Annotated in this window: 16 protein-coding genes; 4 read left to right on the top strand and 12 right to left on the bottom strand. The window is 71.5% G+C overall.

Translation table 11 applies throughout. From position 1 onward, the window contains the following. Positions 1 to 37 precede the first annotated feature (37 nt). The 3 genes from BLQ61_RS03045 to BLQ61_RS03035 are packed head-to-tail and all read right to left on the bottom strand — an operon-like array spanning position 38 to position 2,898. Positions 38 to 931, bottom strand: coding sequence for a MaoC/PaaZ C-terminal domain-containing protein (locus tag BLQ61_RS03045; RefSeq protein WP_091566602.1), 894 nt, complete (start codon positions 929 to 931; stop codon positions 38 to 40). 6 nt (positions 932 to 937) lie between these two features. Continuing rightward, positions 938 to 1,861 (bottom strand): SDR family oxidoreductase, encoded by a 924-nt coding sequence (locus tag BLQ61_RS03040; RefSeq protein ID WP_245703810.1) that lies wholly within the window; start codon positions 1,859 to 1,861, stop codon positions 938 to 940. Positions 1,862 to 1,902: 41 nt separating this feature from the next. Continuing rightward, complete coding sequence (locus BLQ61_RS03035; protein WP_091566600.1) at positions 1,903 to 2,898, bottom strand: Bug family tripartite tricarboxylate transporter substrate binding protein; 996 nt, start codon at positions 2,896 to 2,898, stop codon at positions 1,903 to 1,905. 186 nt (positions 2,899 to 3,084) lie between these two features. Here BLQ61_RS03035 and BLQ61_RS03030 point away from each other — a divergent pair, with 186 nt between their 5' ends. Next, positions 3,085 to 3,870, top strand: a complete 786-nt coding sequence (locus tag BLQ61_RS03030) for an IclR family transcriptional regulator domain-containing protein (RefSeq protein ID WP_091566598.1) — start codon at positions 3,085 to 3,087, stop codon at positions 3,868 to 3,870. A gap of 18 nt (positions 3,871 to 3,888) precedes the next feature. Here BLQ61_RS03030 and BLQ61_RS03025 read toward each other — a convergent pair whose 3' ends face one another. The 7 genes from BLQ61_RS03025 to BLQ61_RS02995 all read right to left on the bottom strand — a co-directional run bounded on the left by BLQ61_RS03025 (position 3,889) and on the right by BLQ61_RS02995 (position 10,704). After that, positions 3,889 to 4,677 (bottom strand): crotonase/enoyl-CoA hydratase family protein, encoded by a 789-nt coding sequence (locus BLQ61_RS03025; RefSeq protein WP_091566596.1) that lies wholly within the window; start codon positions 4,675 to 4,677, stop codon positions 3,889 to 3,891. Positions 4,678 to 4,756: 79 nt separating this feature from the next. Continuing rightward, a complete protein-coding gene (locus tag BLQ61_RS03020; protein WP_091566593.1) occupies positions 4,757 to 5,791 on the bottom strand; it encodes an acyl-CoA dehydrogenase family protein in 1,035 nt (344 codons plus the stop codon). A 14-nt stretch (positions 5,792 to 5,805) separates the two neighbouring features. Further along, entirely contained in the window at positions 5,806 to 6,969 is a 1,164-nt protein-coding gene (locus BLQ61_RS03015) for an acyl-CoA dehydrogenase family protein (RefSeq protein ID WP_091566591.1), read from the bottom strand. 26 nt (positions 6,970 to 6,995) lie between these two features. Next, positions 6,996 to 7,970 carry a Bug family tripartite tricarboxylate transporter substrate binding protein gene (locus BLQ61_RS03010; RefSeq protein WP_091566589.1) on the bottom strand — a complete coding sequence of 325 codons (975 nt, stop codon included), beginning with the start codon at positions 7,968 to 7,970 and terminating at the stop codon, positions 6,996 to 6,998. Between the two features lie 69 nt (positions 7,971 to 8,039). Continuing rightward, positions 8,040 to 8,507 (bottom strand): MaoC family dehydratase, encoded by a 468-nt coding sequence (locus BLQ61_RS03005; RefSeq protein WP_091566587.1) that lies wholly within the window; start codon positions 8,505 to 8,507, stop codon positions 8,040 to 8,042. Further along, a complete protein-coding gene (locus tag BLQ61_RS03000) occupies positions 8,504 to 9,718 on the bottom strand; it encodes a CaiB/BaiF CoA transferase family protein (protein WP_091566585.1) in 1,215 nt (404 codons plus the stop codon). Before BLQ61_RS03000 ends, BLQ61_RS03005 begins: the two co-directional genes overlap by 4 nt. Next, positions 9,715 to 10,704, bottom strand: coding sequence for a Bug family tripartite tricarboxylate transporter substrate binding protein (locus BLQ61_RS02995; protein ID WP_091567449.1), 990 nt, complete (start codon positions 10,702 to 10,704; stop codon positions 9,715 to 9,717). The genes BLQ61_RS03000 and BLQ61_RS02995 overlap by 4 nt, the downstream gene beginning before the upstream one ends. A 124-nt stretch (positions 10,705 to 10,828) precedes the next feature. Between BLQ61_RS02995 and BLQ61_RS02990 the strand changes: the two genes are divergently transcribed. Next, a complete protein-coding gene (locus BLQ61_RS02990; protein WP_091566583.1) occupies positions 10,829 to 11,755 on the top strand; it encodes a LysR substrate-binding domain-containing protein in 927 nt (308 codons plus the stop codon). Positions 11,756 to 11,764: 9 nt separating this feature from the next. Here BLQ61_RS02990 and BLQ61_RS02985 read toward each other — a convergent pair whose 3' ends face one another. Beyond that, entirely contained in the window at positions 11,765 to 13,873 is a 2,109-nt protein-coding gene (locus BLQ61_RS02985) for an acetoacetate--CoA ligase (RefSeq protein WP_091566582.1), read from the bottom strand. A 62-nt stretch (positions 13,874 to 13,935) separates the two neighbouring features. Further along, positions 13,936 to 14,175, bottom strand: a complete 240-nt coding sequence (locus BLQ61_RS02980) for a DUF6139 family protein (RefSeq protein WP_091566580.1) — start codon at positions 14,173 to 14,175, stop codon at positions 13,936 to 13,938. Between the two features lie 207 nt (positions 14,176 to 14,382). Here BLQ61_RS02980 and ubiM point away from each other — a divergent pair, with 207 nt between their 5' ends. Together ubiM and BLQ61_RS17310 are read left to right on the top strand one after the other, a co-directional pair. After that, positions 14,383 to 15,660 (top strand): 5-demethoxyubiquinol-8 5-hydroxylase UbiM, encoded by a 1,278-nt coding sequence (ubiM, locus tag BLQ61_RS02975; RefSeq protein ID WP_091566578.1) that lies wholly within the window; start codon positions 14,383 to 14,385, stop codon positions 15,658 to 15,660. 35 nt (positions 15,661 to 15,695) lie between these two features. Further along, positions 15,696 to 15,869 carry a hypothetical protein gene (locus BLQ61_RS17310; RefSeq protein WP_175488203.1) on the top strand — a complete coding sequence of 58 codons (174 nt, stop codon included), beginning with the start codon at positions 15,696 to 15,698 and terminating at the stop codon, positions 15,867 to 15,869. Positions 15,870 to 16,004 lie beyond the last annotated feature (135 nt).

Genomic DNA, 16,004 nt, shown 5'->3' with positions numbered 1-16,004 from the left:
TGAATCGGGGGAAAGCGTCTGGGGTAGGGGTCGCGGGTCAGGCGGGCAGCACCTCGGCCGTGCCGTGGCTGAGCACCATGCACTGGCGCTCGCGCGCCCAGACGGCGAAGCGCCAGGCGTCGCCGCCCTCGTGCCACAGCTGGGCGGTCAGGGTGTCGCCCGGCACCACCGGCGCCGAAAAGCGCGCGGCGATGCTGGCCAGGCGCGCCGGGTCGTTGCCACAGGCCAGCCGCACCAGGGCGCGTGCGGCCATGCCGAAGGTGCACAGGCCGTGCAGGATGGGACGCTCGAAGCCGGCGCTGCGCGCCGCCTCGGGTGAGGCGTGGATCGGGTTGCGGTCGCCGTTCAGGCGGTACAGCAGCGCGGCGCTGGCCAGCGTCGGCATGTCCCAGGACAGGTCGGCTGGGCGCTGCGGCAGCGCCGGCAGCGCCGGCAGCGCCGCGTCGCCGGGCTGGCCGGGGGTGGCGAAGCCGCCGTCAGCGCGGCAGAACGACACATGCTCCACGGTCGCCAGCGGCCGGCCACTGGCCGCGTCGCTCACCTGCCGCTCGGTCACCACCAGCGCGCCGCGGCCGGCGCCCTTGTCCACCACGCGGCAGACCTGGGTGCGGCTCAGCACCTCGGCAGCGGGCGGCAGCGGCGCATGGAAGCGCATGCGGTGCTCGCCGTGCAGGATCTGCATCCAGTCGATGCCGGTGCCTGGGTCGGTGGCCCAGGCACCCGGCGCGCCGACCACCGAGAGCAGCGTCGGCATGACCGGCATCGGGGCGTCGGCGCGCGCGCCCTCGTACACAAAGGGCAGGTCGAGCGCGTCCAGCGGGTCGGCGCCCATGCCCAGGCTCAGGGCGTAGCGGATGCAGTCGTCCTGGCCATAGCGGTTGCGCTGGTCGGGGATGGCCCAGCGGCGCAGGCGGTCATAGTCGATGGCCATGGCGTTTCAGACCGGGTCCCAGTTGAACACGTCCGGCGAGCGCTCCAGCGGCGTGAAGGCGCGCCGCAGCGCCGGCAGGGCGCGCTCGGACAGCGACTGCGCGTCCCAGCCGCCGGCGCTGTGCACCGAGGCCACAGGCCGCGGCTGGCTCATGACCATGACCTCGTTGCCGCGTACCGCCAGGATCTGGCCGGTCACGTCGCGTGCGGCGTCGCTCAGCAGGAACGCCGCCACCTGCGCCACCTGCTCGGGCTTCATGGACTGCATGCGCGCCAGGCGCTGCTTTTCCGCCTCGGTCTCGCTGGGCAGCGTCCCGATCAGGCGGCTCCAGGCGAACGGCGCGATGCAGTTGGAGCGCACGTGGTAGCGCGACATGTCCAGCGCGATGGAGCGCGACAGCGCGGCGATGCCCAGTTTGGCGGCGGCGTAGTTGGCCTGGCCGTAGTTGCCGATCAGCCCCGAGGTGGAGGTCATGTGCACATAGGCGCCGCCGCCTTGGTCCTTGAAATAGGGCGCGGCGGCGCGGCTGACAAAGTAGCTGCCGTGCAGGTGCACGTCGATGACCGACTGCCACTCCTCGCGGTTCATCTTGTGGAACATGCGGTCGCGCAGGATGCCGGCGTTGTTCACCACGCCGTCGATGCGCCCGAAGCGCTCGATGGCCGTCTGGATGATGGCGTTGGCGCCTTCCGGGGTGGCCACGCTGTCGGTGTTGGCCACGGCGCTGCCGCCGGCGGCGGTGATCTCGTCGGCCACGCGCTGCGCCGGGCCGGCATCGGCGCCTTCGCCGCTGCCGCTGGAGCCCAGATCGTTGACCACCACGCGGGCCCCCTGCTGGCCCAGCAGCAGCGCCACCGCGCGTCCGATGCCGTTGCCCGCGCCGGTGACGACGACGACCTTGTCCTGCATGGCAGGCGTTTGCACGCTCATGTTGTTGTCTCCTGTGGATGCGAAATGCGAAAGAGGGGCCGTCAGGGCTTGATGTTGCCGGCGCGGATCACCTCGGCCCAGCGCGTCTTCTCGGCCTGCACGAAGCTGGCGAAGTCCTGCTGCGAGCCGCCCACGGCGCGGCCGCCCTGCTGGGCGATGGTCTTGCGCACCTGCGGGTCGGCCAGGGCCTGGTTCAGCGCCGCGTTCAGCGCCTGCACGGTCGCCGCTGGGGTCTTGGAGGACACGAACAGGCCCAGCCAGACCGACACGTCGAAATCCCGGTAGCCCAGCTCCATCAGCGTGGGCACGTCCGGCAGCTCGGCGCTGCGCTCGCGGGTGGTGACGGCGATGGCGCGCAGCTTGCCGGCGCGGATCTGCGGCAGCGCGGTGATCAGGTTGTCCACCATGTAGTCCACCTGGCCGCCGATCAGGTCGGTCAGCGCCGGCGCCGCGCCGCGGTAGACCACGTCCACCGCCTTGATGCCGGCGCGCTGGTTCAGCATGGCGCCGGCCAGGTGGCCGGACGAGCCGCTGGTGGACACCGCCATCGACACGCCGCCTTCCTTGCGGTCGGCATAGGCCTTGAGCTCGGCCACGTTCTTCACCGGCAGCTGCGGGTTGACCACCACCACGTCGGGCATGGCCAGCACGTTGATCACCGGCGTCAAATCCGTATAGGCGTAGGGCAGCTTGTCCTGTAGCGTGTAGTTGGCGGCGTTGGGCCCCAGGCTGCCCATGACCAGCGTGTGCCCGTCGGGATCGGCGCGCAGCATGGTCTGGATGCCGATGGTGCCGCCGGCGCCGGGGTGGTTGTCCACGATGACCGGCTGCCCGACGATGTCCGTGAGCGCCTTGGCCACCAGCCGGCTGGTCTGGTCCAGGATGCCGCCAGGCGAGCTGGGCGCCACGATGTGCATCGGCTTGGACGCTTTGAAGGGTGCGGCGGGTGCGGCGCCCTGGCTGTGCGCCGCCAGGGGCAGCGCGAGGGCCAGTGCGGCCAGAGCCGCGGCGCCGGTGTGCAGCATGCGAGTGAACATGGCTTGTCTCCTGTGTGGGGTCTTGGTTGAATTACAATGACCGCCTGGCGGACATCTTGGTTCGCCTGACGGTCATTACAAGTCCAACGGTGGAGGGTGTCAACACGCGCTCCCTCGTTTCATTGGTAGGGGGTGTTCGGCTTTCGTGAACCCCCTTGCGGCAGGCGGCAGCGAACAGGAGGCGAGATGGCGCAACCGGACAGCGACGGCTTCGTGCGGTCATTCGCGCGCGGGCTGCGCGTGATCGAGGCCCTGGGCCAGCCCGGCCCGCACACAGTGGCCTCGATCGCCCAGCACACCGGCCTGCCGCGCACCGTGGCGCGGCGCATCCTGCTGACCCTGGGCGAGCTGGGCTACGCCAGCGCCGCCGGCGACAGGGGCTTCCGGCTCACGCCCAAGGTGCTGGGCCTGGGCGTCACCTACCTGACCTCGCTGCCGTTCTGGGGCCATGCCCAGCGCGTCCTGGAGACGGTGTGCCTGGAGCTGCGCGAGTCGTGCGCGGTGGCGGTGCTGCAGGGCAACGAGGTGGTGTTCGTGCTGCGCATCCCGTCGGCCAAGGTCATGTCGTCGCGCCTGGGCATGGGCAGCCACCTGCCGGTGCACGCCACCGCGCCGGGGCGGGCGCTGCTGGCCTACCAGAGCGCCGCCTTCCAGGCGCAGTACTTCGCGCACACGCCGCTGCGCGCCATCACCCCGCGCACGCTGACCGACCCCCAGGCGCTGGCGCGCGAGCTGGCGGCCGTGGCGGCGTGCGGCCACGCCTGGGTCGAGGGCGAGTTCGACCTGCACGTCAGCGGCCTGTCGGTGCCCATCCACGACGAGCAGCGCCAGGTCGTGGCGGCGCTGGGCGCCAGCCTGCTGGGGGCCGACTACGATCGGGCGCGCGCCGAACGCGAGGTGCTGCCGGCACTGCGCGCGGCGGCCAGCCAGCTGTCGGGGCTGGCGCCGAGCTTTCTGGCGCCGGTGCTCTGAACGCCCCCGGCCGTCGGCTTACGAGAAGCGCGGCGCGCGCTTTTCGATGAAGGCGGTGACCGCCTCGCGGTGGTCGGCGGTCTTGTGCGCCACCGCCTGGCAGGCGGCCGACAGCTCCAGCAGCGTCGCCAGCGAGGTCTGCTGGCCCTCGCGCAGCAGGCGCTTGGTCATGCGCATGGCGGCGCCCGGGTTGGCGGCGATCTTGCCGGCCAGCGCACGCGCCGTGGGCAGCAGTTGGTCCGGCGCGACCACGCGGCTGACCAGCCCGCACGCCAGCGCCTCGCGCGCGTCGATGGCCTCGCCGGTGAAGGCCATCTCCGCCGCGCGGGCCATGCCGACAGCGCGCGGCAGCAGCCAGGCGCCGCCGTCGCCCGGCACGATGCCCACGCGCACGAAGCTCTCGGCGAAGGTGGCGGTCTCGCTGGCGATGCGGATGTCGCACATGCACGCCAGGTCCAGCCCGGCGCCAATGGCCGGGCCGTTGACCGCGCAGATGACGGGCACGTCCAGCTGCTGCAGCGCCAGCGGAATGCGCTGGATGCCCTGGCGGTACTCCTCGCGGATCAGCTCGGGCGTCAGCGCCTCGTCGAAGAAGCGCCGCATGTCCTTGACGTTGCCGCCCGAGCTGAACACCGGCCCGGCGCCGGTCAGGATCAGCACCTTGACGCCGGCGTCGGCGCGCACGTCCTCGCACAGCTGCACGAATTCCGCCACTGCGGTGTTGCCGGTCAGCGCGTTGCGCGTGGCGGGCTGGTCCATGGTCACGGTGAGGATGGCGCCGTCGCGCTCGCGGGTCAGGAAGGGCATGGCGGGTTTCCAGTCGGTCAAAAAAGCGGTTTTGAATGAAAAATGGCTCCAGCCCTTATGAACAAAGGGCTGCCAGCTATCAATCGGATAGCTCTTCCAGGTCCGTGATGCGCCGCACCACGTCCAGCGTCGGGCCTTCGGCCGCCAGCAGCGCTGCCCCGGCGACGGCGTGCCAATAGCCCTCGCTGCCGCCCGCCTGGCGCCAGGCGTGCAGCCGGCGGGTGAACAGCTGCAGGTCGTGTTCGGCGGTGAAGCCGATGGCGCCGTGGATGGCGTGCGCGGCCTGCGCCACGTCCAGCGCCGCCTCGCTGCAGCGCGCCTTGGCGGTGGCCACGCGCAGCGCGTCCGGCCACAGCCCGCCGGCCGCGCCGGCGCAACCGATCTGCGCGGCCATGCGCGCCGCGAACACCTGCTCGCTCATCACCGCCAGCTGGTGCTGGATCGCCTGGAACTTGCCGATGGGCCGGCCGAACTGGCGGCGTTCGTTGGCGTAGTCCAGCGTGCGCTGGAACACGGCGCGCAGCGCGCCCGCCATCTGCGCCGCCAGCACTGCCGCCTGCAGCGTGCGCGCCTGCGCGCCGGGCGGCAGCGCGATGTGCGGCGCGGCCTGGGCCTGCGCCGGCGACCAGGCGAGCGCGGCGTCGAGCGCCAGCGCCTGCGGCCCGGGTTGCGCGCCATCCACGGCCAGCAGGCGCCAGCCGTCCGGCGTCTGCGCCAGCACCGCCGTGGCGAGCGCGCCGCCGTGCACCAGCGCGCAGCGCAGGCTGCCGTCGGCCAGGGGCTCGGCGCGCGCCAGGGCGATGCCGCCATCGGGCCAGGGCGCGCCGGCGGCGGCCAGCAGCCCGCGCGCCAGCAGGGTGTCGGCCAGTGGCAGTGGCAGCGCATGCGCGCCGCACTGCTCCAGCACGCCGAAGGCCTGCGCCAGTGCCAGGCCTGCGCCGCCCTGCGCCTCGGGCACCAGCGCGTCCGGCAGGCCGCTGGCCTGCAGCTGGCGCCACAGCGCGGCGGCGGGCGGCGCGGCGCGCCCGCCGGATTCGATGGCGCGCACCACGGCCGGGGTGCAGTGATCCGCCAGCACCTGGCGCGCGGCGTCGGCGAAGAGGTCGTCGTCCATGTCGGTCGCTCCTTTCAGCGCAGCCCCAGGCCGCGCGCGATCATGCCGCGCAGGATGTCGCGCGTGCCGCCGCGCAGCGAGAACGAGGGCGCGGCCTCGGTCACGTACTTCAGCGTCAGCAGCAGCTCCACCGGCACGTCCGTGCCCGCGTCCGCGCGAGCGAACAGGTCGTCGGCGATGGCCGCGGGGATCAGCTGCTCCAGCGTTGTGCCCAGCTCCTTGACCAGCGCGGCCTCGACGATGGGGCTGTCACCGCGCGCCAGCCGCTCCTGCACCGCCACCGACATGGCGCGCAGCGGCGCCAGCTGGGTCAGCACGCGCCCGGCCAGGCGCGTGGCCGCGTCGCTGCGCCCTGCCGGCGTGCGCACCCAGTCCAGCCACTGGTCGAACAGCACGATGCTGGAGAACAACCGCTCGGGCCCGCTGCGCTCGAAGGCCAGCTCGGCCGTCACCTGGCCCCAGCCCTGGCCCTCGGCGCCGATGAGCGCGTCGGGCGCCAGTTGCACGTCGTCGAAGAACACTTCGCAGAAATGCCGGTCGCCCGACAGGTCCTCGATCGGGCGCACGGTGACGCCGGGCAGCGACAGGTCGACGATGAGCTGCGACAGCCCGCCCTGGCGGTCCTCGGCGCTGCCCGAGGTGCGCACCAGCGCGATCATGTACTGGCAGTGGTGGGCGTTGGTGGTCCAGATTTTCTGGCCGTTGAGCACCCAGCCGCGTTCGCTTGGCACGGCGCGCGTGCGCACGCTGGCCAGGTCGGAGCCGGCGCCCGGCTCGCTCATGCCGATGCAGAAGAACGCCTCGCCCCGGCACACGCGCGGGAGGTAGAACTGCTTTTGCGCCTCGGTGCCGTATTTGAGGATCAGCGGCGCGCTCTGGCGGTCGGCGATCCAGTGCGAACCGACGGGCGCGCCGGCGTTCAGGAACTCCTCCACCAGCACGTAGCGCGCAAAGGCGCTGCGCCCGCCGCCGCCGTATTCGCGCGGCAGCGTCACGCCGATCCAGCCGCGCGCGCCCAGCTGGCGGCTCAGCTGCGTGCTGTAGCCGCCCCAGGAGCGGGCGCGCACGTGTGCCGGCAGCTCGCGCACGGCCTCGGCGAGGAAGGCGCGCACCTCGGCGCGCAGCGCTTCGTCCTCGGGCGGGATGCGCGTGAGGGTGAGTGAATCCAGAACCGACATGACATTCCTTCGGCAGCAGGCCGCCGTCAATCCAGCGAGATGCCGGTGCTCTTGACCACCGAGGCCCAGCGCGCCAGCTCCTTGTGCAGGTAGGCGCCGTATTCCTCGGGGGTGGATCCCAGCGGCTCGGTGCCCTGCACGCGCAGCTTCTCCAGCACGCCCGGGTCGCGCAGCGCGTGCACGAAGGCCTGGTTGAGCCGCGCGATCACCGGCTGGGGCGTGCCGGCCGGCACCATCACCCCCTGCCAAGCGCCGGCCTCGAAACCGGCCATGCCGCTTTCGGCCAGCGTGGGCGCTTCGGGAAAATTGGCGATGCGCTTGCCGGTGGAGACAGCCAGCAGCCGAAGCTTGCCGTCCTGGATGAACGGCGCCACGGAGTTGATGGTGTCGGTCATGAAGTGGATCTGTCCGGCGACCAGGTCCACGTCGGCCGGCGCGCTGCCCTTGTAGGGCACGTGCACCGCCTCGATGCCGTAGTGCTGGACCGTCTGGAACGCCGCCAAGTGCGTGACGTTGCCATTGCCGGCCGAACCATAAGACAGCTTTCCGGGATGCTTCTTGGCGTAGGCCACCAGTTCGGCCACGGTCTTGACGGGCAGCGCTGGGTGCACCACCAGGCCCAGCGGCACCACCGCTGTGAGCGCCACCGGCGCCAGGTCCTTGCGCACGTCGTAGCTCAGCTTCTTGTACAGCGCCGGGCTGAGCGCGGCCGACGAGGTGTTGTAGAGCACGGTATGGCCGTCGGGCGCGGCCTTGGCGACGAAGGCGTTGCCGATGTTGCCGTTGGCCCCGGGCTTGTTGTCCACCACCACCGGCTGGCCCAGCTGTTCTCCCACGTTCTGCGCCAGCACGCGCGCCACCATGTCGGTGGGGCCGCCGGGCGGGAAGGGCACCACCAGGGTGATGGGTTTCTCCGGCCAGGCGGCATGGGCCAGGGTGGCGGCTGACAGCCAGCCGGCGGCGGCCAGAAGTGCCAGGCGCCGGGAGAGTCGTGTATGCATGTCGTGTCTCCTTGATTTGTAGTGAAAAGTGCCTCAAACCCTAATGGATAAAAGGTCCGAAGCTATCTTTTATGTAGTGCTGCGGCCCGCCAGCAGGCGGGTCGCGGTGTACTCCATCACCGCCTCGCCGCGCTGGTTGAAGACCTCGATGCGCGAGCTGACGACGGCGCGGTTGCCCTTGGATGTGGGGCGCACCGCGGTCACCTCGACCACCGCGTCGATGCTGTCGCCCACCAGCACTGGCGCCAGGATCTTCTGGTGCAGCTCCAGCATCGCCAGGCCCGTACCCTGGATCAGACTTTGCAGGATGAAGCCTTCGATGAAGGTGTAGGTCAATGCGCCTGGCACCGGGCGGCCGCGGATCGCGCCGCCTGCGTAGCCGTCCTCGATGAAGATCGCCTCCAGCATGCCGGTGGCGTTGATAAACGCCACCAGGTCGGCCTCGGTGATGGTGCGGCGGAAAGTGCGCCAGCGCTGGCCCACCTGCAGGTCTTGCCAGTAGGCGCCCTGGCCCATGCGCGGGATGTTGTCGGTCATGTGCAGTGCTCCAGGGGTTGCAGCTGGGCGAGGTCGGCGTCGTCCAGGCCGGCGTCGCGCAGTAGCGCGTGGGTGTGCTCACCCAGGCGCGGGGGCATGCTCACCGGCGGCGGCGCGCCGTCGAAGCGCACCGACGAGCGGGCCAGGCGCACTTCGCCCATGGCCCGGTCCTGCAGGTGGGTGAAGAAGCCCGTGGCCTGCAGGTGCCGGTCCTGCGGCAGCTCGTCCAGGCGCGCCACCGGCGCGGCGGGGATCTCCAGGCGCCGGCAGGTATCCAGCCAGTGCCGCGTGTCGTGCTGCGCCACTTGGGCGCTGAGGATCTCCAGCAGCGCGGCGATGTGCTGGGTGCGGCTGTCCTGGCTGGCGAAGCGTGCGTCCTGCGCCAGCTGCGGCTGGTCCACGGCGTCGAAGAAGCGGCGCCAGTGGGCGTCGGTGTACGGCATCAGACAGACGTGGCCATCCAGCGTGCGATACGGTTTGCGCCAGGGCGCCATCACCCGCGGGTAGCCAGCGCCGCTCAGCGCCGGCGTGAAGTGCATGCCGTAGAAGTGCTCGACCAGATTGAAACCCACCATGGTCTCGAACATGGGAATCTCGACGAAACTGCCCTGGCCGGTGCGCTCGCGCGCGAACAGCGCGGCCAGGATGGCCTGCGCCGCCACCAAGGCGCAGGTCTTGTCGGCGGCGATGGTCGGCAGGTAGCGTGCTTCGCCGGTCTGGCGCTGCATCAGGTCGGCCAGGCCGCTCATGCCCTGGATCACGTCGTCGTAGGCCGGCAGGCCGGCATACGGACCGTCCTCGCCGAAGCCGTGCAGCCCGGCATAGACCAGGTGGGGGTAGCGGGCGCGCAGGCTGTCCGCGTCCAGCCCCAGCCGGGCAATCTTCTGGGGCCGCATGCTGTGCATGAACACGTCGGCCGTAGCCAGCAGTGCGTGCAGCGCCTGCCGTGCCAAGGGTTGCTTCAGGTCCAGCACCACGCTTTTCTTGCTGCGGTTGCAGCCCATGAACATGGCAGCCATACCCGGCTCGACCGCGGGGCCGGTGTGGCGCGTCGAGTCCCCGCCCGGCGGTTCGATCTTCACCACCTCGGCGCCGTAGTCGGCCAGTGCCTGGCTGGCGAGCGGGCCGAACACCACGCTGGACAAATCCAGCACGCGCACGCCTGCCAGCGGTCCGGGGCGTGCACTGCCCTGCCCCACTGCCGGTGTCATTGCAGCGGCACCTTGGCCTGGACGACGATGCGTTTCCACAGGGCGATTTCCTGTTTCTGGAAAGCATGCATCTGCGCCGGCCCGCCGGTCATCGGCGTAGCGCCCAGGCGCTCGTAGAACGCGTGCGTCTCGTCCATGCGCGAGATGGCGGTGAACAGCTCGGCGAGCCTGGTGGTCAGCGCCGCGGGCGTCGCGGCGCTGACCATGGCGCCCACCCAGGTGTAGGCCTCGAAGCCCGGCAGCCCGGCCTCGCTGGCCGTGGGGATGTCCGGTGACGTCGGCACGCGCCGGTCCGCCGCCACCGCCAGCACCTTCACGCGCCCGCCCCGGGCCAGCTCCTGTACCGCCGTGACTTCGGCAAAGCCGAAATCCACCGTGCCGGCGGCCAGTGCCGTCATGGCCTCGCCCGCGCCCTTGAAGGGCACATGTACGGTCCGGATGCCGGCGCTGTCGTTGAGCAGCTCGCCCATCAGCTGGTAGCCGGCCGAGCCGGCGCCGAAGTTGATCTCGCCAGGGTGTGCCTTGGCGTAGGCGATCAGGCCCTGCAGATCGGCATAGGGCGCCTGCGGGCGCACGGCCAGCATGGCGGGCGAGCGCATCATCATCGCCAGCGGCGCCAGGTCCTGCACCGGGTCATAGGGCAGCTGGCGGAACAGCGCGGCGTTCACCGCCAGCGTCGAATTGCTGCCGATGAAGACGGTGTAGCCGTCGGCCGGAGCCGCCAGCACCTGCTTGACGGCGATGAAGCCATTGGCACCGGGCTTGTTCTCAACCACCACCGGCTGGCCCGTCAGGTCCTGCAGCTTGCGGGCGAAGTAGCGCGCCGAGGTGTCGGTGCCGCTGCCCGGGCCGAAGGGCACGACGAACCGGATGGTCCGGGAAGGGAAGTCCTGCGCCGTCGCGGCCACGGGCGCCAAGCTGCCGGCCAGGGTCAACAGGGCTGCGCCCGCGAAAGCGGCCAGGGTGGTTCTGCGCTGGTGCTGCATGAAAGTCTCCTGCATGCGGGTGATGGGTCGCCGGGCTGCTTCAGCCTTGGGAAACACTCTAAGCAGCAAGAAAACTACTGTCTAATATTAAAAATACCGTAATCGATACTTCTCGGATATCGGCATGAACTTGAGACAACTGCGCCAGTTCGTCGCCCTGGCCGACACCGGCAATTTCCACCGTGCCGCCGAGCGGCTGCACATGGCGCAGCCGCCGCTGTCGGTTTCGATCCGCAAGCTGGAGCAGGAGCTGGGCAGCGCGCTCTTCGAGCGCACCAGCACGGGCGTGGTGCTGACCCACGCCGGTCAGGCCATGCTGCATGACGCGCGACTGGCGCTGCGGCATGCCGAGCAGTGCCGCCAGGCAGTGGCCGACGCGCACAGCGGTGAAGGCGGGCGGGTGCGCCTGGGCATCATCGGCTCGGCCACCTACGCGCTGTTGCCGCAGCTGATCCCTTCGCTGCGCGAGCACCACCCCAAGATCGCGCTGGAGCTGACCGAGGCCACGTCCTCCGACATCCTGGAAGGACTGCTGTCGCGCCGCTTCGATGCCGGGCTGCTGCGCTACCCGGTGCTCGATCCCAGCGGCTTCAGCCTGTTGCCGCTGGACCGCGACGACTTCGTGCTGGCCGTGCCACAGGGCAGCGCACTGGCCCGGTGCGAGTCGCTGGCGCTGTGCGAGGCCGCGCACGAGTCGTTCATCATGTACCCGCGCGACAAGGTGCCCGGCCTGTGCGCGCTGGCCATGCTGCGCTGCCAGTTCTCAGGCTTCGCCCCGCGCGTGGCGCAGGAGGCGATGCAGGTGCAGACCATCATGAGCCTGGTGGCATCCGGCATGGGCGTGGGGCTGGTGGCCGGCGTGGCGCGGCGCATGGCGCCGCCCGGCGTGAAGTGCCTGCCCCTCACCGACAACCCGCCCGGCTTCCACCTGGGCATCGCCCTGGCGCGGTTGCCCGGTACCGCGAACCGGGTGGTGGAGCGCTTCGCCGAGCACGCGCTGCACTGGGCACGGGGCGCGGCGGCGCCCCGGGATGCGGGTGGCGCGGCGTGAGACCCGCAATCAGGAGCCAGCAACATGGCCGCGCTGTTCGGCGTAGGCCACATACCAGCCCAGGCAATCCGGATTGGCCATCGCGTCGCGGTTCACCACCTGCGCCAGGGGCTGGCCCAGCAGCAGTTTCTTGATGGGCAGCTCCTGCTTCTTGCCGCTCAGGGTGCGCGGCACCTCGGCCACCTGCACGATCTCGTCGGGCACGAAGCGCGGGCTCAACGCCGCGCGGATCGCGCCGCGGACGCGCTCGCGCAGCGGCTCGTCCAGCACCGCGCCGCTGCGCAGCACGACGAACAGCGGCATGAAGCTGTCGCGGCCCAGGTATTCCAGGTCCACCACCAGGCTGTCCAGCACTTCGGGCAGGGCCTCGACGGCGGCGTAGACCTCGCTGGTGCCCATGCGCAGGCCGTGGCGGTTGATGGTGGCGTCGCTGCGCCCGTAGATGACGCAGCCCGGATGCGCGGCCGAGCCGATCTCGATCCAGTCGCCATGGCGCCAGACGCTTCCTGCTTCCGGCCCCAGGTCGCCACCGCCAGGCCGGCGCCCGTGCCCCGGCGGGTACATGGCGAAGTAGCTGGCGTGCAGGCGCGCCCCGTCCGCATCGCCCCACAGGTACAACGGCATGGACGGGATGGGCTGGGTGCACACCAGCTCCCCCACCGCGTCCAGCACCGGGCGCGCGGCGTCGTCCCAGGCCTGCACCGCCGCGCCCAGCATGCGGCACTGCAGCCGGCCCAGGTGCTGCGGCAGCTCGCGGTTGCCGCCCAGGAAGGAGCCGGCGAAGTCCGTGCCGCCAGAGATGTTGCACCACCAGATGTCGGCACCCGGGTGGCCCGGCGCGGCGGCGTGCGCCTGGCGGAAGAAGTCGGTGCCCCACTGCTGCACCTCGGCCGACAGCGGTGAGCCGGTGCTGCCCAGCGCCCGGATGGCCGACAGGTCGCCGCACTGCGTCGGCTGCAGGCCGGCCTTCATGCAGCTGCCATAAAAGGCCGCGCCGGCGCCAAAGAAGGTCACGCCGGTCTCGGCCGCCATGCGCCACAGCACGCTCCAGTCAGGGTTGTCGCGGCTGCCGCCCGGGTGGCCGTCGTACAGCACGCAGGTGGTGCCGCCCAGCAGCCCGCCGACCTGGGCGTTCCACATCACCCAGCCGGTGGAGCTGTACCAGTGGAAGCGCTCGCCCAGGGTCTCGGGCGCGTAGCTGCAGCCGATATCGCAGTGCAGCGTGGCCTGCTGCAGCTTGACCAGCAGCATGCCGCCGTGGCCGTGCACGATGGGCTTGGGCAGGCCGGTGGTGCCGCTGGAATAGACGATCCACAGCGGGTGGTCGAAGGCCAGCCACAGCGGCTCGAAAGCCGCCACCTCGGCGTCGTCGCGCGCGACGGCAGCGGCCCAGGGCTGGCAGTCCGGCGCGGCGCGCGGCGCCTCCAGGCCGTTCACCAGCACCACGTGCTGCACGCTGGGCAGCTGCGCGCGCAACTCCTGCAGCACGGCGCCGCGGTCGTGCTCGCGCCCGCCGTAGGTCACGCCGTCAATGGCGATCAGCACCTTGGGCGTGATCTGGCGGAAGCGGTCCAGCACCGCGGCCGTGCCCATGTCGGGGGCGCACACGCTCCAGACGGCGCCGATGCTGGCGCAGGCCAGCAGGGCGACGATGGTCTCGGGGATGTTGGGCAGGTAGGCGGCAACCCGGTCGCCGGGCTGCACGCCCTGCGCGCGCAGGTGCAGCGCCAGGGCCGCGCACTGGCGGCGCAGTTCGGGCCAGGAGATGTCGCGCCGCTGGCCGCGTTCGTTGCAGGCGATCAGCGCCGGCTGGCCGGCGGCGTGCGCCGCCTCCACATGGCGCAGCACCTGGCGCGCGTAATTGACCTGCGCGCCGGGAAACCAGCGCGCCCCCGGCATGACGTTGCGCTCCAGCACCGCCGTGTACGGCGTGGGCGACTGGATGGCAAAGTACTCCCAGACGCTGTGCCAGAAGGCCTCTAGCTCGGTCGTGGACCAGCGCCACAGCGCGTCGTAATCCTGGAATGCCAGCCCGTGCCGGGCCTGCAGCCATTCCTGATAGCGGCGAATGCGCGGCACCGGCAGGGTCGCCGCGACGGGGGTGCGGGTTGTCTCCATCGGCGCAGCCTAGCGGCATCGCCGGCGGCGCGCGATGCCGCAGGCGACAGTGCCGCGCCGCGTCACTGCCGGGGCTGCTCTTTCACGCTGGTGATGGCATAGCCCTTGTCGCGCAGCTGGCGGCCGGGCTCGGGGATGCCCAGCTCGTCCCAGTGGCCTTGCGTCTCGTCCATCTCCACGCCGCGCTTCTCGCTGGTCCAGTCGGTGTTGATGGCCTCCTGCGGGATGGGCTTGCCCTCGGGCACGACCAGGTGGGAAAAGCGTCCTTGGGCTTCGGGGCGGCGGTAGATGTCCACGCGCATGGCGGATCCTTTGCTGAGAGTGGGTGGGATCTGTCACTGTAGGGTGGCGCTTCGGCGGCCGCCGTAGGAACGCGCCGCATGGCTGGACGGTCCTTGACGCAGGGCAAGGTGGGCCGCGCCGGGCGGCCGACAATCCCGCGCCCGGCTCGTCAGGGCCTCGCCCTGCCATACTGGCTGCGACCGTTTTCCCGCCTATTTCGTATCGCCATGAACCCAAGCCCTTCCTCCTCTCACGATTGCGATGTGCTCATCGTCGGCGGCGGCCCGGCCGGGCTGTCGCTGGCGGCCGGCCTGGGCCAAGCCGGCCTGAGCGCCACGGTGCTGGAGCTGCAGGATGAGGCGCGGCTGGCCGACCCTGCGCCCGACGGCCGCGAGATCGCGCTGACGCACCCCAGCGTGGCACTGCTGCAGCGCCTGGGCAGCTGGCAGCGCCTGGCCGCGCACGAGGTCGGCCTGCTGCGCGCCGCCGAGGTGCACGACGGCCCGGTCGGCGCGCGCCGACCGCTGCACCTGCACGCCGGCGGCAGCGGTGTGGAGCACCTGGGCTGGATCGTGCCCAACCACGCGCTGCGGCGCACCGCCTGGGAGGTGGCTCGCCATGCGCCGGATGTGCGCCTGCTGACCGGCGCGCGCGTGCAACGCGTGGGCACCACCAGCGCGCATGCCGAGGTCGAGTACCTGCCGGCCGGCGCGCCCGAAGGCGCCACGCAGCGCCTGCGCGCGCCGCTGGTGGTGGCCGCCGACAGCCGCTACTCGGCCACGCGCCGCCAGCTGGGCATCGGCGCGTCGATGACCGACTTCGGCCGCACCGTCATCGTCTGCCGCATGCGCTGCGAGCGACCGCACGACCAGGTGGCGCACGAATGCTTCGGCTACGACCGCACCTTGGCGGTACTGCCGCTGCCGGACGATGTGGTGGACGGCGCGCCGCTGTGCTCGGCCGTGGTCACCGCCGACAGCGCGCAGGCGCAGGCGCTGCTGGCGCTGGCGCCGCAGGACTTCGCCGACCGCGTCGCCGAGCAGTTCGACCATCGCCTGGGCGCCATGCAACTCACGGGCGAGCGCCACGCCTATCCGCTGGTGGCCGTTTACGCGCACCGCTTCACCGGCCCGCGCTGCGCGCTGCTGGGCGACGCCGCCGTGGGCATGCACCCGGTCACCGCGCACGGCTACAACCTGGGGCTGGCCGGCGTCGAGACGCTGGGCCGGGTGCTGGCCGATGCGCGCACGCGCGGGCTGGACATCGGCGCGCCCGGCGTGCTGCAGCCCTATGCGCGCCAGCAGCACCTGCACGCCTGGCCGATCTTCCAGGGCACCAACGCCATCGTGCGGCTGTACACCGACACGCGCGCGCTGCCGCGCCTGGCGCGTCGCGCGGTGCTGGCCGGCGCGCTGCGCCTGCCGCCGCTGCAGGCGGCCATCGTCAGCCAGCTGACCGGGCGGCGCCCGGCCTGGCCGGCGCGCATGCCGGCAGCCGGCGTGTAGCCGGTGACACGCGGCGGCCAGCGCCGCCTGGACCTTTGCCGCGCGCAGCACCACAGGCCACTACCGGACCGTTCGCCGCCGGAGAGGCGACCTTCGACGGTCCCGACGCCAGCAGCGGTGCCGCTGCCGTGCTGGCGGGCGCGCTGACGGCCAGCCAGGCGGTGACGGGCGCCGGCCAGGCCGCGGCGCAGGCGGGCCGCTGCCATTGATGGACGGTTTTGCTTTGGTTTTGATAGCTGCAGGCCATTGCAAATAAAGGGCTGGTGCCGTTTTTCATGTGAAACGCGCCAGCGCTCCACAAAGTCTCTACCATCGCGCCACCTTTTTTCTGACGCGCAGGAGCA

Source organism: Oryzisolibacter propanilivorax, assembly GCF_900103645.1.
In the GTDB taxonomy this organism is placed as follows: Bacteria; Pseudomonadota; Gammaproteobacteria; order Burkholderiales; family Burkholderiaceae_C; genus Melaminivora; species Melaminivora propanilivorax.
This window is presented reverse-complemented; position numbering and strand designations above follow the sequence as displayed.

Bases quoted from the DNA above. Each gene is read 5' to 3' on its own strand.
- ubiM (WP_091566578.1), top strand. From the start codon at position 14,383: ATGAACCCAAGCCCTTCCTCCTCTCACGATTGCGATGTGCTCATCGTC.
- BLQ61_RS02995 (WP_091567449.1), bottom strand. From the start codon at position 10,704: ATGCAGCACCAGCGCAGAACCACCCTGGCCGCTTTCGCGGGCGCAGCC.
- BLQ61_RS03040 (WP_245703810.1), bottom strand. From the start codon at position 1,861: ATGAGCGTGCAAACGCCTGCCATGCAGGACAAGGTCGTCGTCGTCACC.
- BLQ61_RS03035 (WP_091566600.1), bottom strand. From the start codon at position 2,898: ATGTTCACTCGCATGCTGCACACCGGCGCCGCGGCTCTGGCCGCACTG.
- BLQ61_RS03025 (WP_091566596.1), bottom strand. From the start codon at position 4,677: ATGCCCTTCCTGACCCGCGAGCGCGACGGCGCCATCCTCACCGTGACC.
- BLQ61_RS03015 (WP_091566591.1), bottom strand. From the start codon at position 6,969: ATGTCGGTTCTGGATTCACTCACCCTCACGCGCATCCCGCCCGAGGAC.
- BLQ61_RS03010 (WP_091566589.1), bottom strand. From the start codon at position 7,970: ATGCATACACGACTCTCCCGGCGCCTGGCACTTCTGGCCGCCGCCGGC.
- BLQ61_RS03045 (WP_091566602.1), bottom strand. From the start codon at position 931: ATGGCCATCGACTATGACCGCCTGCGCCGCTGGGCCATCCCCGACCAG.
- BLQ61_RS03000 (WP_091566585.1), bottom strand. From the start codon at position 9,718: ATGACACCGGCAGTGGGGCAGGGCAGTGCACGCCCCGGACCGCTGGCA.
- BLQ61_RS03030 (WP_091566598.1), top strand. From the start codon at position 3,085: ATGGCGCAACCGGACAGCGACGGCTTCGTGCGGTCATTCGCGCGCGGG.
- BLQ61_RS02990 (WP_091566583.1), top strand. From the start codon at position 10,829: ATGAACTTGAGACAACTGCGCCAGTTCGTCGCCCTGGCCGACACCGGC.
- BLQ61_RS02980 (WP_091566580.1), bottom strand. From the start codon at position 14,175: ATGCGCGTGGACATCTACCGCCGCCCCGAAGCCCAAGGACGCTTTTCC.
- BLQ61_RS02985 (WP_091566582.1), bottom strand. From the start codon at position 13,873: ATGGAGACAACCCGCACCCCCGTCGCGGCGACCCTGCCGGTGCCGCGC.
- BLQ61_RS03005 (WP_091566587.1), bottom strand. From the start codon at position 8,507: ATGACCGACAACATCCCGCGCATGGGCCAGGGCGCCTACTGGCAAGAC.
- BLQ61_RS03020 (WP_091566593.1), bottom strand. From the start codon at position 5,791: ATGGACGACGACCTCTTCGCCGACGCCGCGCGCCAGGTGCTGGCGGAT.